Annotated in this window: 12 protein-coding genes and 1 riboswitch; of the genes, 5 read left to right on the top strand and 7 right to left on the bottom strand. The window is 70.6% G+C overall.

Annotation, left to right across the window (positions count from 1 at the left end):
* Window positions 1-28 precede the first annotated feature (28 nt).
* From ABH941_RS06895 to ABH941_RS06910, 4 genes are all read left to right on the top strand, one after another.
* Complete coding sequence (locus tag ABH941_RS06895) at window positions 29-817, top strand: VOC family protein (RefSeq protein WP_370127687.1); 789 nt, start codon at window positions 29-31, stop codon at window positions 815-817.
* 68 nt (window positions 818-885) lie between these two features.
* Entirely contained in the window at window positions 886-1,668 is a 783-nt protein-coding gene (locus tag ABH941_RS06900; protein ID WP_370127688.1) for an IclR family transcriptional regulator, read from the top strand.
* A gap of 65 nt (window positions 1,669-1,733) precedes the next feature.
* Window positions 1,734-2,480 (top strand): GPP34 family phosphoprotein, encoded by a 747-nt coding sequence (locus ABH941_RS06905; protein ID WP_370127689.1) that lies wholly within the window; start codon window positions 1,734-1,736, stop codon window positions 2,478-2,480.
* A gap of 86 nt (window positions 2,481-2,566) precedes the next feature.
* Window positions 2,567-3,052: a hypothetical protein gene (locus ABH941_RS06910; protein ID WP_370127690.1), complete on the top strand. Its 486-nt coding sequence runs from the start codon at window positions 2,567-2,569 to the stop codon at window positions 3,050-3,052.
* Between the two features lie 7 nt (window positions 3,053-3,059).
* On the opposite strand, the gene ABH941_RS06915 is transcribed toward ABH941_RS06910, so the two are convergent.
* The 7 genes from ABH941_RS06915 to ABH941_RS06945 form a co-directional block, all read right to left on the bottom strand.
* Window positions 3,060-4,487 (bottom strand): sugar porter family MFS transporter, encoded by a 1,428-nt coding sequence (locus ABH941_RS06915; protein WP_370127691.1) that lies wholly within the window; start codon window positions 4,485-4,487, stop codon window positions 3,060-3,062.
* Window positions 4,488-5,443: 956 nt separating this feature from the next.
* Window positions 5,444-6,280, bottom strand: a complete 837-nt coding sequence (locus tag ABH941_RS06920) for a bifunctional 5,10-methylenetetrahydrofolate dehydrogenase/5,10-methenyltetrahydrofolate cyclohydrolase (RefSeq protein WP_370127692.1) — start codon at window positions 6,278-6,280, stop codon at window positions 5,444-5,446.
* Between the two features lie 20 nt (window positions 6,281-6,300).
* Window positions 6,301-6,386: riboswitch (ZMP/ZTP riboswitch) on the bottom strand.
* 57 nt (window positions 6,387-6,443) lie between these two features.
* Window positions 6,444-7,676 (bottom strand): XdhC family protein, encoded by a 1,233-nt coding sequence (locus ABH941_RS06925; RefSeq protein WP_370127693.1) that lies wholly within the window; start codon window positions 7,674-7,676, stop codon window positions 6,444-6,446.
* 61 nt (window positions 7,677-7,737) lie between these two features.
* Window positions 7,738-9,252: an NCS2 family permease gene (locus tag ABH941_RS06930; RefSeq protein ID WP_370127694.1), complete on the bottom strand. Its 1,515-nt coding sequence runs from the start codon at window positions 9,250-9,252 to the stop codon at window positions 7,738-7,740.
* A 289-nt stretch (window positions 9,253-9,541) separates the two neighbouring features.
* On the bottom strand, window positions 9,542-11,887 hold the full coding sequence (pucD, locus tag ABH941_RS06935) for a xanthine dehydrogenase subunit D (protein ID WP_370127762.1): 2,346 nt from the start codon (window positions 11,885-11,887) through the stop codon (window positions 9,542-9,544).
* Window positions 11,888-11,898: 11 nt separating this feature from the next.
* Entirely contained in the window at window positions 11,899-12,393 is a 495-nt protein-coding gene (locus ABH941_RS06940; RefSeq protein ID WP_370127695.1) for a (2Fe-2S)-binding protein, read from the bottom strand.
* Window positions 12,390-13,298: a xanthine dehydrogenase family protein subunit M gene (locus tag ABH941_RS06945; RefSeq protein ID WP_370127697.1), complete on the bottom strand. Its 909-nt coding sequence runs from the start codon at window positions 13,296-13,298 to the stop codon at window positions 12,390-12,392. Before ABH941_RS06945 ends, ABH941_RS06940 begins: the two co-directional genes overlap by 4 nt.
* A gap of 255 nt (window positions 13,299-13,553) precedes the next feature.
* Here ABH941_RS06945 and ABH941_RS06950 point away from each other — a divergent pair, with 255 nt between their 5' ends.
* Window positions 13,554-15,572 carry a M3 family metallopeptidase gene (locus ABH941_RS06950; RefSeq protein WP_370127698.1) on the top strand — a complete coding sequence of 673 codons (2,019 nt, stop codon included), beginning with the start codon at window positions 13,554-13,556 and terminating at the stop codon, window positions 15,570-15,572.
* Window positions 15,573-15,603: the final 31 nt, after the last annotated feature.

Below are 15,603 nucleotides of genomic sequence, written 5' to 3' on the forward strand. Positions count from 1 at the left end.
GCACGTCTCATTCCGGAGGCTCGCACCGATGCCTGAAGTCAAAGCCCCTTACGCACCTGGAACCCCCTGCTGGGTGGACCTGATGGTCCCGGACCAGCAGGCAGCACTCGACTTCTACCGCGACATCCTCGGCTGGCAGGGCGAACCCGGCCCCGCCGAGACCGGCGGCTACGCCGTCTGTACGTACAAGGGCCTGCCGGTCGCCGGCATCGGCCCGACCATGGACGAGTCCACGCCCACCGTGTGGACCACCTACCTGGCCAGCTCGGACGCCGATGCCACCGCGGCCGCCGTCGGCAAGGCCGGCGGCACGGTCATGATGCCGCCGATGGACGTGATGACCCTCGGCCGGATGATGGTCTCGGTCGACCCGGCCGGCGCGGTCTTCGGGGTCTGGCAGAACAAGGACTTCATCGGCGCGCAGCTGGTCAACGAGCCGGGCGCGATCGCCTGGAACGAGTGCAACACCCGCGACGCGGAGGCCTCCGCAGCCTTCTACAAGAACGTCTTCGGCCTCGGCGTCGGGCCGATCCCCGGAGCGCCCGAAGGGGCCGGCGGCTACCTGACCATCCAGGTCGACGGACGCCCGGTCGGCGGCATCAACCCGATGACGGACCAGAACTTCCCGCCCGAGGTCCCCTCGCACTGGATGACCTACTTCTGCGTCGACGACACCGACAGCACCGCCGACGCCGCCGTCAAGCGCGGGGCGAACGTCCTGCAGACGCCGCAGGACACGCCCTTCGGCCGGATGGCGACCCTGTCCGACCCGTGGGGTGCGACGTTCTCCATCATCCAGGAAGTGCCGTCGGACTGACGTACGGTCATTCCCGCATTCCGTGCAAGCCATGCCCATCGGACGTCCCGCTGATTACTCTGATGGGCATGGCGGCACAGAACAGAACCCGTCCGGCCGATTCGGCCCCACCCTCCGGCTCCCCGCGCGGCCCCGTCGCGCGGGCATTGCGCCTGCTCGAAGCGGTGGACCGGCGCGCGCACGGGGGCACCCCGGCCGAGCTCGCCGCCGAGGTCGGCCTCCCGATCGAGGCGGCGCGGCGGCTGCTGCGCACCCTGGAGCGCGAGGGCTACCTGCTGCGTCTGGACGACGGCGCCTACGTCCTCGGCGGCGCGCTGGCCGTGCTGGGGGAGGCCAACCGCGAGCTGATGGTCCAGTCCCGGCTGCTGGCGAAGCTCTCGTCACTGCGGGACGAACTCGGCGCCGCCGTCTACTTCAGCCGCTACCAGGACGGCGAGGTGTCCGTCGACGTGGTGGTGGACGGCCCGTCCACCCCGAGCGTCCACGAATGGGTGGACTTCCGGGCCACCGGCCACGCCAGCGCCCTGGGCAAGTGCCTGCTCGGCCAGCTCGACCACGACGGCCGCCGGGACCACTTCTTCCGCTACCCGGCCGCCCGCTTCACCGAGCGCACCGAGGTCGACCAGACCGTGCTACTGCACCGCCTGGACCGCCAGCCGGCGACCGTCCCGGTGCTGGACCTCCAGGAGTACGCCCTCGACACCGTCTGCGCCGCCGTCCCGATCACGGCCGGAGGGAGCGTCGGCGCCCTCGGCTTCTCGCTCCCGCTGGACCAGTCCTTCCGCCTCCGCGAGACGGCGGAGACCCTCGCCTCCCGCGCCGCCCCGGTCCTGCTGGCGCTGTCGCTCTGAGCAGTCGAAATAACCTGAAGGCCGCAGGCCTGTCCGTAGGAGTCACAGCGACATACGTTGAACGCATGACACGCGGACGAGAACTCGCACTGCTGGCCTGGGACGACCGAACCGGCGAACTGGGCGGCGGACCGGAGCTGGGCTGCGCCCTGGCCGGAGCGGAACTCCTCGATCTGCTGGAGGCGGGGCGGCTCGGCATCCACGGCGCCAACCTGGCCGTCCTCGGCCGGACCCAGACCGAGCCGCACACCGGAGACCCGCAGTTCGACCGCGCGATCGCGGTGATCAAGCTCATCCCCGAACCCAAGGTCATCCAGGCCTGGATCAAGCGCCATGCACCGGGGCTCCGGGACAGCTACCGGGCCCTGCTGGAGAACGAGGGCGCGATAGCCCCGCAGCGCGGCCGCCGCCTCGGCCTGATCCCCACCTCGCGCATCGCCCTCACCGACCCGTCCGAGCGGGAGGAGCTGATCGCCCGGCTGTCGCTGCTCAGGATCGAGGACGAGCCCTTCGCCGCACTGGCCCACCGCGCCGGCCTCACCCCGCTCCTCTTCCCGGGCCCGGAACACGAGGAGCTCCGCGAGTCCATCGCCGACACCACCCGCTCCCTGAGCGAGGCCTTGCCGGCCACCGCAGCCCCGGACGCACTCGCCGCCCCGGACACCGCCGTCCGCACCGTCCTCCGCCAGGTCCGCGACGCGGTGGTACAGCTCCGCACAGCCAGCCCGAAGAAGCGCGGCGGCTACGCCTCGCTGTCGCACACCTCGCCGGGCGACTCCAGCAGCAGCATCGCCGGCATCGGCGGCATCTGAACGCCCTCGGACCACTGCTCGACAGACCGGGGCCGGGATGTCATGCTTCGGCGATCATCAGCGGTCGGGGCGGGAGCAGAACAGGCATGAGCTGGAAGGACGGCGTCACCATACGGGGGGCGGCAGTCGACGGTTCGGTGGAGTCGATCCGCTTCCGGCAGCCGCTCCGGCAGCTGTTGCTGGGCCTGCTGTTCGTACCGATCGGCATGCTGTTCGGGGGCCTCGCCTCCGGTTCTCTGTTCACCGTCGTGGCTCACCCGGCGGCTTTCTTCGCGCCGGCCATCGGGGTCCCGGTGGTCGGCTTGGTCGGGTTCGTCGTGAACGGCACCAGGGCAGTCAGTCTCACGCGAGACGCCTTGGTCGTCGAGCGGATAGGGGGTCACCGGACCATCCCCTGGAGCGAGATCGAGGGCTTCACCATCCGCGAGCTGCTCGGCGCCAAGCAGATAATGGTCCACCGGGTCAAGGGCAGACGCGTGCGGCTGGGAGCGCCGATCGGCGGCTTCCTCGGTGACCGGGACTTCGACCGCAAGTACCACACCATCGGCCAGTGGTGGCTGACCTGCCGCTGACTGCTGCTCAGCCGACCATGTCCTCGAGCCGCTTGCCCTTGGTCTCCTTGACGAACTTGGCCACGAAGGGGATCGAGAGCGCGGCGAACACCGTGTAGATGACGTAGGTCGTGGTCAGGTTCCAGCCCGCGAGGCTCGGGAAAGTCGCGGTGATCGCCCAGTTGGCGATCCAGTTGGCCGCTGCGCCGACGCCCAGCGCGGCAGCGCGGATGCGGTTGGGGAACATCTCGCCGAGCATGACCCAGACCACGACGCCCCAGGACATCGCGAAGAAGAACACGAACGCATGGGCCGCGATCAGCGCGACCATGCCCTGCGCGTGCGGCAGCGTCGTCCCGGTCTTGGCCGAGAACGCCCAGGCTTCAAACGCCAGCGAGACGGCCATGCCGCAGGAGCCGATCAGGGCGAGCGCCCGGCGCCCGATCCGGTCGACCAGGATCATCGCGACGACCGTGCCGATGATGTTCACGATCGAGGTGGTGAACGAGTAGAGGAAGGACGAGCTCGGGTCGATGCCGACCGACTGCCACAGCGTGTTCGAGTAGTAGAAGGCGACGTTGATGCCGACCAGCTGCTGGAACACGGCCAGGCCGATGCCGACCCAGACGATCGGCTTGAAGCCGAAGCGGGCGCCGAGCAGATCCTTGAAGGTGGACCTGTGCTCGGACTGCATCCCGGCACGGATCTCGGCGACCCGGGCGTCCAGGTCCAGGCCGTCGCCCTCGACCTCGGCGATGACGGCCTTGGCGCGGTCGGTCTTCCCGACGGAGATCAGGAAGCGCGGGGACTCGGGGATGGCGAAGGACAGCAGCCCGTAGACCACGGCGGGGATGACCATCACGCCGAGCATGACCTGCCAGGCCTCCACCCCGAGCAGGTGGCCGCGGTCGCTGCCGCCGGCGGCGTTGAGCAGGCCCCAGTTGACGAGCTGGGAGATGGCGATGCCGATGACGATCGCCGCCTGCTGGAACGAGGCCAACCGGCCCCGGTAGGCCGGCGGTGCGACCTCGGCTATGTAGGCCGGGCCGATCACGGACGCCATCCCGATGCCGAACCCACCGATGACGCGCCACAGCGCGAGGTCCCACACGGCGAAGGAGAGCGCCGAGCCGACGGCACTCACCGTGAACAGGACGGCGGCGATCTGCATGACGCGGATGCGCCCGATCCGGTCCGCGACCCGCCCGGCCACGGCCGCGCCGATCGCACAGCCGATCAGCGCGATGGCGACGACCTGCGCCAGCTCGGCGGACCCGATGCCGTACTTGCTCTGGATCGCACCGGTGGCCCCGTTGATGACGGAGCTGTCGTACCCGAAGAGGAAGCCGCCCATGGCAGCGGCGGCAGTGATGAAGATGACATGGCCCAGGTTGTCACCGGCGGTCCGCGGGGACGCGGGAGAGCTGGGGGACGTGGGCAAGGCTGTGCTGGTCACTGTGGGGCTCCTTGGCGCCCGGCATCCTTGCCGGACTTGAAGGCTTTAGTCAACCAACGCAGAATATGCCTTCAAGGTGTGAAGTCAAAGTGACCTAAATACGAACAGGTGGGGGGACATGACACGTTACAAGTTGAACTAATGGGGGCGGGGAGGTGGTGCGGCCTAGCCGGTAGTTGGCGGCAGCTGTAGGTGGCTTACATGGCGGGTTCGTTGCCGGGTGGCGCGCCCGTGGCTTGTTGCTGTTGCTCGCTTCGCTCGCGGGCCAACTGCAGCGGGGGAGCCGGGTCGGGGCCGGGCGCCGTTCCCGGGCTGGGGGTCGCGGGTGGGGCGTGCAGAAACGGTTCTGCGGGCGGGGTCCGGTCGAACCGGGGGCACTTTTGGGACGCGGGGGCACTTTTGGTACGCCAGGATCAGGGTAAATGGGGCATTTCTGCATGATCAAATGACACCTTGTCCCGAAAGTGACCCGGGTTTGCCCTCGGGCCGGGCTTTTCGGGTCACTGCCTATACGTTCGGGTCACTCCCTCGACGTCAAAAGCGGACATAGCGGGCGGGATCCGTCGGACGAGTGACCCAAAAGCATGGGCAGTGACCCCAAACCGGCCAAGCCAACGAGCAGGATCGTTTCTGCACGCCCCGCCACCAACCGCCCCGCCGCCCGGCAACGGCGAGAACGCGCACCCCCTCCCTGGCCTTGTCGCCGCGAGCGAAGCGAGCTACAGCAACAAGCCACGGGCGTGTCACTCGGCAATGGTGGCGCCATGTAAGCCACCTACCGTTTCCGCCGCCCGGCAACGGCGAGGACCCGCACCCCTCCCCGCCCTGGTTGCCGCGAGGCGGAGCCGAGCAACAGCAACAAGCCACGGGCGGGGGTGGGCGGCAACGGTGGCGCCATGTAAGCCACCTACAGCTGCCGCCGACCAGCGAAGACGCCCCGCCTCCCCCGACCCCCCTTACCCCCGCTCCGCCGCGTCCACCGTCTGTTCCAGCAGGACCGCGATCGTCATCGGGCCGACGCCGCCCGGGACCGGGGTGACCAGGGCGGCGCGTTCCATCGCGCCGGCGAAGTCGACGTCGCCGATGTTGCCGGGGTTGTAGCCGGCGTCGATGACGACGGCGCCGGGCTTGATGTCGTAGCCCTTGATGAACTCGGGCTTGCCGACGGCGGCGACCACGATGTCGGCGGCGGCCACGTGCGAGGCGAGGTCGACCGTTCGGGAGTGGCAGTAGGTGACGGTGGCGTCGCGGGCGAGCAGCAGCATGCCCATGGGCTTGCCGAGGATCGGGCTGCGGCCGACCACGACGGCCTGACGGCCGGTCAGTTCGACGCCGTAGGCTTCGAGGAGCCGGATGATGCCGCCGGGGGTGGCGGAGGCGAAGCCGGGGTCGCCGAAGGCCATGGCGGCGAAGGAGTGCATGGTGACGCCGTCGACGTCCTTGGCCGGGTCGATGGCCTCGAAGGCGGCCCGCTCGTCGATGTGCGCGGGGACGGGGTGCTGGAGCAGGATGCCGTGCACGTCGGGGTCGTCGGACAGCGCTCGCACCGCGCTGACCAGTTCCTCCGTCGTCGTCTCGGCGGGCAGGCGGACCAGGCGGGAGTCGATGCCGGCCTTGGCGCTGCGGTTGCGCTTCATGGTGACGTAGGTGACCGATGCCGGGTCGTCCCCGACGAGGACGGTGGCGAGGCTGGGCCGTACGCCGCGCGTTTCGAACAGCGCTCGCGCCCGCTGGGCGCAGCGTTCGACGATCTCCTGGGCGATGGCGGTGCCGGACATGAGCTGGGCGGACATGGGCGGATCCCGGGGTCGGAAGGGAGTGCCCAGGCGCGCGGCTTCGCTCTGAAGGCGGGTCGCTCCCCGGTGGTCGTCCACCCAAGCGCCAGTTACGGCCCGCCTGGGAAGCATAAGTCATCCACCAGGCCGAGCGCCGACGGGTTCAAAGGGTTCGAAGGGTTCAGGCGATTCGGCGCGGCAGGTCGCTCACCCGCAGCGGGTGGTCGTGGTGGATCGGGCCGCCGTGGCTGCTGAGCGGGAGGCAGGTGCCGCCGCGGCGGTGGGCGACGATCTCGGCGGCGACGGCGACGGCGGTCTCCTCCGGGGTGCGGGCGCCCAGGTCCAGGCCGATGGGGGAGCGCAGCCGGGAGAGCTCCAGCTCGGTGAGCCCGACCGCGCGCAGCCGTTCCAGGCGCTCCAGGTGGGTGCGGCGCGACCCCATCGCGCCGACGAAGCCCAGTGGCAGACGCAGCGCGCGCTCCAGCAGCGGGATGTCGAACTTGGCGTCATGCGTCAGTACGCAGAGCGCGGTTCGGCCGTCCACCCGTCCGGCGGCGACCTCGGCGTCGAGGTAGCGGTGCGGCCAGTCGACGACAACGGCGTCGGCGGTGGGGAAGCGGCGCGCGGTGGCGAAGACCGGGCGGGCGTCGCAGACGGTGACGTGGTAGCCGAGGAAGCCGCCGATCCGGGCGACGGCGGCGGCGAAGTCGATGGCCCCGAAGACGATCATGCGGGGGGCGGGGACATGCGACTCGACGAAGAAGGTGACGGTCCGTTCGGAGGCGGAGGCGAAGGCGAAGGAGGAGTCGGCGTCGGTCTCCGCGGAGGTGGCGTCGGGGGTGCACGGGCGGCCGTCCAGCGCGAGGGTGAACTGCCCGGTGCGCCCGGCGTCCAGCATGGCCCGGCTGTGCGTGGCGGCGGCTCGCTCCAGGCCGGCCGGGTCCAGCCCTGGGTGCCGGCCGAGGGTGCCGTGGTGGGTGTCGGCGGTGACGGCCAGGGCGGAGCCGATCAGGGCGGCCGGTCCGGCGATGGCGCGGACCAGGGCGACCGGGGTGCCCGAGTGGATGTGGGCGAGCGCCGCGTCCAGCCCGTCCGAGGCGCCGGGGACGACCGGCTGGACGAAGACGTCGATGATGCCGCCGCAGGTCAGTCCGACCGCGAAGGCGTCCTCGTCCGAGAAGCCGAAGCGGTGCAGCTCCGGCTTCCCGGACTCCAGTGCCGACTGGCACAGCTCGTAGACCGCCCCCTCCACGCATCCCCCCGACACGCTGCCGACGGCCTCGCCGTCGGTGTCCACGGCCAGGGCCGCCCCCGGGTCGCGCGGGGCGCTCCCGGAGACGGACACCACGGTGGCCACGGCGAAGGAGCGACCCGCTGCGTGCCAGGCGTTGACCTGCTCGGCGATGTCCTGCATGGGTGGCTCCTTCGAAACGTAGAGGGGATGGAGAGAGCGGACGGAGGGAGAGGGGGACCGGCTAGTGGATGCCGAGCCAGGCCTTGAGCGGGTGCAGGGCGAAGAAGACGACGAACACCAGCGAGAGCGACCACATCAGGAGGCCGGGCTCGCGCCACTTGCCCGCGCTGGCCTTGATGACGACGTAGGAGATGACGCCGGCCCCGACACCCGCGGTGATGGAGTAGGTGAACGGCATCAGCGCGATGGTGAGGAAGGCCGGGACGGCCACCTCGCGGTCGCTCCAGTCGATGTGGCGGGCCTGGCTGAGCATCATCGAGCCGATCACGACCAGGGCGGCCGCGGCGACCTGGCCCGGGACCATGCCCGCCAGCGGGGTGAAGAAGAGCATGAAGGCGAAGACCGCGCCGGTGACCACGCTGGAGAAGCCGGTCCGGGCGCCGTCGCCGACCCCGGTGGCGGACTCGATGAACACCGTCTGGCCGGAGGCGCCCGCGAGGCCGCCGATCGCGCCGCCGGCGCCGTCCACCAGCAGGGCCTTGGACAGGCCGGGCATCCGGCCCTGCTGGTCAGCCAGCCCGGCCTCGGTGCCGATGCCGATGATGGTGGCCATCGCGTCGAAGAAGCCGGCCAGGACCAGGGTGAAGACTGCGAAGCCCGCGCTGAGCGCGCCCATGCCGTTGGAGCCGAAGGCGCCGAACAGGTCGATGTGGCCGAAGAGCCCGAAGTCGGGGGCGGAGACCGGGTTGCCGGGCCACTTGGGCACGGACAGGCCCCAGGTGCCGGCCGGCAGGTTGAGCGCGGCCTGCAGGATCAGCGAGAGCACGGTGCCGATGGCGATGCCGATCAGGATCGCGCCGCGGACCTTGCGGACCTGGAGCACGAAGATCGACAGCAGCGTGATGGCGAAGATCAGGACCGGCCACCCGGTGAGGTTGCCGATGGAGCCGAGCTGGACCGGGGTCTCGGAGTGCGCCGAGTCCGGGACGCGGGTCACGAATCCGGCGTTGACCAGGCCGATCAGCGCGATGAACAGCCCGATGCCGATGGTGATCGCGTGCTTGATCGCCAACGGGATGCCGTTCATGATCATCTCTCGGAGCCCGGAGACGACCATGACCACGATCAGCAGGCCGTAGATCACGCAGAGGCCCATCGCCTGCGGCCAGGTCACGTGCGGGGCCATCACGGCGGCGAGGGTGTTGGAGACGCTGAGCCCGGCCGCCGCGGCGAGCGGGGCGTTGCCGACCACGCCGAGCAGGATGGTGGTGACTGCCGCCGCCAGGGCGGTGGCGGTGGTGACCTGGGCGTGGTTCAGGTGGTTGCCGTTGACGTCCGCCACCGAGAGGATGATCGGGTTCAGCAGCAGGATGTAGGCCATCGCCATGAAGGTGGTGAGGCCGCCGCGGATCTCGTTGCCGATGGACGAGCCACGGGCGCTGATCCTGAAGTAGGCGTCCAGCGCGTTCTTCGGCGCGGGGCTTGCCGGGGCCGGGGGCTGGGACGGGGACGGGGACGAGGTGGCGTCCGCGTCGGTCTCGGCGGTAACTCTGGATTCCGTGGGGATCTGGGTCACGGGTTCCACTCCCAAGGTTCATAGGGGGTTGGGGTGGGGCTCGCGGCCGGCCTGGTGGCCCATCTGGTAGGGGAACAGGGGACGGTGCGGCTCGCAGGTGGTGCTGTCCGGCCGTACGGCTCCGGCGAGAGCGGTGTACGGGCGGTGGTGCTGATCCGGTCGTGCGCCTGGTGGTTCATGCATGTACCTCGGTACTGCGGCTCGGTACTGCGGTGGTGCAACCCCGGGGCGGAGCTGTGGGAAGACAGAACGGCCGCCCCGGGGAGGTTCATTGACGGGACCTCAGACCTCAGGTCCCGGTGATGTGTTCCGGGCGGACCGGCACCCGGTTCAGGGCCAGGCCGGTCGCGGCGCGGATGGCCGAGACGATGGCCGGGGTGGAGGAGAGGGTGGGGGCCTCGCCGACCCCGCGCAGCCCGTACGGGGCGTTGGGATCGGCCAGTTCCATGATCTCCACCGGCTGCGGCGGGGTGTCCAGGATGGTGGGGATCAGGTAGTCGGTGAAGGAGGGATTGCGCACCTTCCCGTCCTTGGTGATGATCTCCTCCATCACGGCCAGGCCCAGGCCCTGGGTGGAGCCGCCCTGGATCTGGCCGATCACCGACAGCGGGTTCAGCGCCTTGCCGACGTCCTGGGCGGCGGCCAGTTCGACCACCTTCACCAGGCCCAGCTCCACGTCCACGTCCACCACCGCGCGGTGCGCGCAGAAGGTGTACTGGACGTGGCCGAAGCCCTGCCCGGTCTCCTTGTCGAAGGGGACGGTGGGCCGGTGGTGGTGCTCGCGGGTCAGGTCGATCGCCTGGTCGCCGAGCAGGTCCACGATCGGGATCAGCACGCCGGCCGAGGCCGAGACGACCTTGCCGCCGATCAGCGAGAGGTCGTTGTAGGTCCAGCCGTAGCGCGAACGCCCCAGGTTGAACAGCTCGTTACGGACCGCCTCGGCGGCCAGCTTCACCGCGCCGCCGGTCATGTAGGTCTGCCGGGAGGCGGAGGTGGAGCCCGCCGAGCCGACCTCGGTGTTGGCCGGGTGGATGGTGACCCGCTCCACGCCCAGCTCGGTGCGGGCGATCTGGCCGTGCACGGTGACGCCGCCCTGGCCGACCTCGGCCATCGCGGTGTGCACCATGGCGACCGGCTCGCCGCCGATGACCTCCAGCCGGACCCGGGCGGTGGAGTAGTCGTCGAAGCCCTCGGAGAAGCCGACGTTCTTCAGGCCCACCGCGTAGCCGACGCCGCGGACGATGCCCTCGCCGTGCGAGGTGTTCGACAGCGCGCCGGGTAGCTCGCGGATGTCCAGGTGGTGCTCGGTGTCCAGCGGAGGCGGCAGCGGCAGGTCCTTGACCTTCTGCAGCAGCTCGGCCACGGGCGCCGGGGCGTCGATGACCTGACCGGTCGGCAGGTGCGAGCCCTGCGAGACGGCGTTCAGCTGGCGCAGCTCCACCGGGTCCATGTCCAGCTCCGCGGCCAGCCGGTCCAGCTGGGTCTCGTAGGCGAAGCAGGCCTGGACGGCGCCGAAGCCGCGCATCGCGCCGCAGGACGGGTTGTTGCTGTAGTAGGCGATGGCCAGCACATTGACGTTGGGGACCTCGTACGGGCCCACGCTCAGTGAGGAGGCGTTGCCGACCACGGCGGGGGAGGCGGAGGCGTAGGCGCCGCCGTCCAGCACGATCCGGGCCTCCATGTAGACGAGCCTGCCGTCGCGGGTGGCGCCGTGCTCGTAGCGCATCTTCGCCGGGTGACGGTGGACGTGCCCGAAGAAGGACTCCTCGCGGGAGTACACGATCTTGACGGGCTTTCCGGTGCGCTGCGCCAGCAGGCAGGCGTGGATCTGCATGGACAGGTCCTCGCGGCCGCCGAAGGCGCCGCCGACGCCGGCCAGGGTGAGCCGCACCTTGTTCTCGGGCAGCCCGAGCACCGGGGCGACCTGCTCGCGGTCCACGTGCAGCCACTGGGTGGCGATGTAGAGGTCGATGCCGCCGTCCTCGGCGGGCACCGCCAGGCCGGACTCCGGACCGAGGAAGGCCTGGTCCTGCATGCCGACCTCGTACTCGCCGACCACCACGACATCGGCCATGGCCCGGACGTCGTCGTTGACGCCGAGGCCGGAGACGACCTTCTGGGAGTGCACGACGTTGCCGGAGGCGTGGCCCCGGTACTCGTGCGGCTCGTGGACGTAGCCGTAGGTCTCCGGGTTCTGACAGTGCTCCTCGGTGGTGATCGGCGGGAGCACCTCGTACTCGACCCTGATCTTCGCCAGCGCCCGGCGCGCGGTCTCCGGGTGGTCGGCGGCCACGATGGCGACGGCCTCGCCGTGGTAGCGGACCTTGCCGAAGGCCAGGGCCGGCTGGTCCTTGATCTCCAGGCCGTAGTACTTGCTGCCGGGGATGTCCTCATGGGTCATCACCGCGTAGACGCCGGGCTGGGTCAGCGCCTCGGTGGTGTCGATGGAGAGGATCCTCGCGTGGGCGTGCGGCGAGCGCAGCGCCATGCCCCACAGCATGTCTTCGTGCCAGAGGTCGGAGGAGTAGGCGAACTCACCCCTGACCTTCAGCGTGCCGTCGGGCCGCAGCGGGGAGCCGCCGATGCCGTCCGGGTGCGCGGTGGTGATGTCCTGGAGGTTCTTCTCACCACGGATGGTTCTGGTACTCACTGGGACACCTCCGAGCTGTCGCTGCTGCACTTGCGGGCGGAGGCGAGGCGGACCGCGTCCATGATCTTCTCGTAGCCGGTACAGCGGCAGAGGTTGCCGGACAGGGCCTCGCGGATGTCGTTGTCGCTGGGCTGCGGCTTGCGCTCCAGCAGGTCGTGGGTCTGCACCAGCAGCCCGGGGGTGCAGAAGCCGCACTGGACGGCGCCGGCGTCGATGAACGCCTGCTGCACCGGGTCCAGCCCGTTCACGTCGTCGGCCAGGCCCTCGACGGTGCGGACCTCGCGGTCCTGCACCTGGCCGGCCGCGACCAGGCAGCTGCAGACCGGGGAGCCGTCCAGGTAGACCGTGCAGGAGCCGCACTCGCCCTGCTCACAGGCGTTCTTGGAGCCCGGCAGGCCCAGCCGCTCGCGCAGCATGAACAGCAGGCTCTCGCCCTCCCAGACGTCGTCGGCCTCGACCGGCCGACCGTTGGCGTTGAAGGTCACCCTCATGCTGCTGCGCTCCTCAGGGACTGCGTGTACTCGTTCCAGGTCCAGGTCAGGGTCCGCCGGGCCATCACCGCGAGGGCGTGGCGGCGGTAGGCCGCGCTGCCGCGCACGTCGTCGATGGGGGAGGCGGCGGCGGAGACCAGCTCACCGAAGCGCTGGACGGCGGCCGGGCCGATCAGGCCGCCGCTCTGCCACAGGCCGCGGTCCGCGAGCTCGTCGGCGAGGAACTGCTCGGCCTCGGGGGCGCGGCGCGGGGTGGGCGCGGCGGAGCCGATGCCGGTGCCGACTGTCTCGTTCTTGGGGTGCAGCGCGAAGCCGAACGCGCAGACCGCGATCACCATGGCGTTGCGGGTGCCGATCTTGGAGAACTGCTGCGGTCCATCCGCGACCGGGATCCGGACCGCCCGGATCAGCTCGTCCGGCTGCAGGCTGTTGCGCTTGACCCCGACGTAGAAGTCGTCGATCGCGATCAGCCGGGTACCGCGCACCGACTCGGCCTCGACGAAGACGTCCCGGCCGGCCGCCAGCAGGGCGGGGTGGGCGTCGCCGGCCGGGGAGGCCCCGCCGAGGTTGCCGCCCACGCTGCCCCGGTTGCGGATCTGCGGGGAGCCGACCGTGTTGCCCGCGATGGCCAGCCCCTGCAGCGGTCCGGACAGCTCCTTGCTGATCCGGGCGTAGGGCACGGCGGCGCCCAGCCGGATCACCTCGCCCTCCTGGCCCTCGTAGGTTCCCGACTCCCACTCGGTGAGCTCGGTGACGCGGTTCAGGTCGAGCAGGGCGCCGGGGCGGTGGCGGTCGAAGTTGAGCTCGACCATCACATCGGTGCCGCCGGAGATCGGCAGCGCGGACGGGTTCTCGGCCTTCGCCGCGAGTGCCTCGTCCCAGGTGGCGGGCCGCAGGAACTCCATGCGGTGACTCCTTCGTCAGACGTGCGGTGGGTCGTGCTGTGGGGGTCTGCTGCAGGTGTGCGGGGTTGTGAGCAGTAGACAAGCGCCGAGGGGTGCGTCGGCAGTCACTGATGGCATGAACCCCTCGGTACGGACCCACCGGAAGCGCTGTACTTTTCTCCAACCGATGGCCCTCCGTTCACGGGATCGTCACCGGGCGGACCCGCGCCCGAATTCAGCGGCTGATCTGCCACCCCGAGGCGTAGTGTCTGGCGGATGAGCAACCCCTTCCTGAGCCCCAGCCCCCTGCCGTTCGAGCTGCCGCCGTTCGCCGAGATCCGCGAGGAGCACTACCTCCCCGCCTTCGAGGCAGGCATGGCGGAGCAGCTCGCCGAGGTCGCCGCTGTCGCGGAAAGCCCGGAGCCGCCGACCTTCGAGAACACCATCGAGGCTCTGGAGCGCTCGGGCGCCGTGCTGAGCCGGGTGTCGCTCGCCTTTTCCAACAAGACCGCGTCCGACACCACCCCGGGCCTGCAGGCCCTGGATGCCGAGATCAGCCCCCGGCTGGCCGAGCACAGCGATGCGATCAACCTGGACCAGGCCCTCTTCGCCAGGATCGACGCGCTCTACGAGCAGCGCGCCGAGCTGCGGCTGGATCCGGAGTCGGAGCACGTCCTGGAGCGCTACCACGCTCGCTTCGTCCGGGCCGGCGCCCGGCTCGGCGAGGCCGAGCGGGACCGGCTGCGGCAGATCAACGCCGAGCTGGCCTCGCTGGGCACCGCCTTCGAGCAGAACGTCTTCGCCGACACCAGGGCGGCCGCCCTGGTCCTGGACCATGCCGAGGAGCTGGCCGGACTCCCCGAACTGGCCGTCGCGGCCGCCGCCGAGAACGGCCGTGCGCTGGGGCACGACGGCACATACGTGCTCAGCCTGCAGAGCTTCAGCAACCAGCCCGAGCTCGCGGCCCTGGACGATCCCACGGTGCGCCGCCGACTGCTGGCCGCCTCGCTCGGGCGCGGCGCCGAGTCCAACCCCGACCTGATCCGGCGGATGGTGGTGCTCCGCGCCGAGCGCGCCGCCCTGCTGGGCTTCGCCAACCACGCCGAGTACGTGGTCTCCGACCAGACGGCCGGCAGTACCGAGGCCGTCGAGACCATGCTGACCGGACTGGTCGGCCCGGCCGTCGCCAACGCCCGCCGCGAGGCCGAGGCGCTGGCCGCCGAGGCGGGCGTCGAGCGGATCGAGGCCGCCGACTGGAAGTACTGGTCCGAGAAGGTCCGCAGGGCCCGCTACGACGTCGACGCCTCGGTGATGCGGCCCTATCTGGAGCTGGAGTCGGTGATCCGCAACGGCGCCTTCTTCGCCGCCGAGCAGGTCTACGGGCTCAGCTTCACCGAGCGCACCGACCTGGTCGGCCACCACCCCGACAGCCGGGTCTTCGAGGTCAAGGACGCCGACGGCAGCCCGGTCGGACTGTTCATCGGCGACTGGTTCGCCCGCGAGTCCAAGCGGGGCGGCGCCTGGATGAACGAGGTGGTGCTGCAGTCCCACCTGCTGGGCACGCTGCCGGTGGTGGTGAACAACCTGAACATCGTCAAGCCCCCGGCCGGCGAGCCCGCGCTGCTCAGCTGGGACGAGGTCACCACGCTGTTCCACGAGTTCGGCCACGCGCTGCACGGCCTGCTCTCCGACGTCCGCTACCCGCTGGTCTCCGGGACCCTGGTGGCCCAGGACTTCGTCGAGTACCCCTCGCAGGTCAACGAGATGTGGGCGGACTGGCCGCTGGTGCTGGCCAACTACGCCAGGCACCACGTTACGGGCGAGCCGATGCCGGCCGAGCTGGTCACCCGGATGAAGCAGGCCGAGGGCTTCGGCGAGGGCTTCCGGACCGTGGAGTACCTGGCCGCGACGCTGCTCGACTGGGCCTGGCACACCCTCCCGGCCGGCACCGACCCCGGCAAGGTCGCGGCGTTCGAGGCCGCGGCGCTGGAGCGGTACGGCATCGCCATGCCGGAGATCCCGGTGCGCTACCGCAGCGGGTACTTCGCGCACATCTTCGCGGGCGGGTGGTACGCGGCGGGGTACTACGGCTACATCTGGTCGGAGGTGCTGGACGCGGACACGGTGGAGTGGTTCAAGGAGAACGGGAAGACGATCCGGGAGAGCGGGGAGATCTTTCGCAGGGAGCTTCTCGCCGTGGGCGGGAGCAAGGACGCGATGGCGGCGTTCGCGGCGTTTCGGGGGAGGGGGCCTGAGATCGAGCCGTTGTTGGTGCGGAGGGGGCTCACCGGGTGAGGGGTGGGTTGACCGGCTGACTCTTCGTGGG

This window comes from Streptacidiphilus sp. EB103A, assembly GCF_041261405.1.
Lineage (GTDB): Bacteria > Actinomycetota > Actinomycetes > Streptomycetales > Streptomycetaceae > Streptacidiphilus.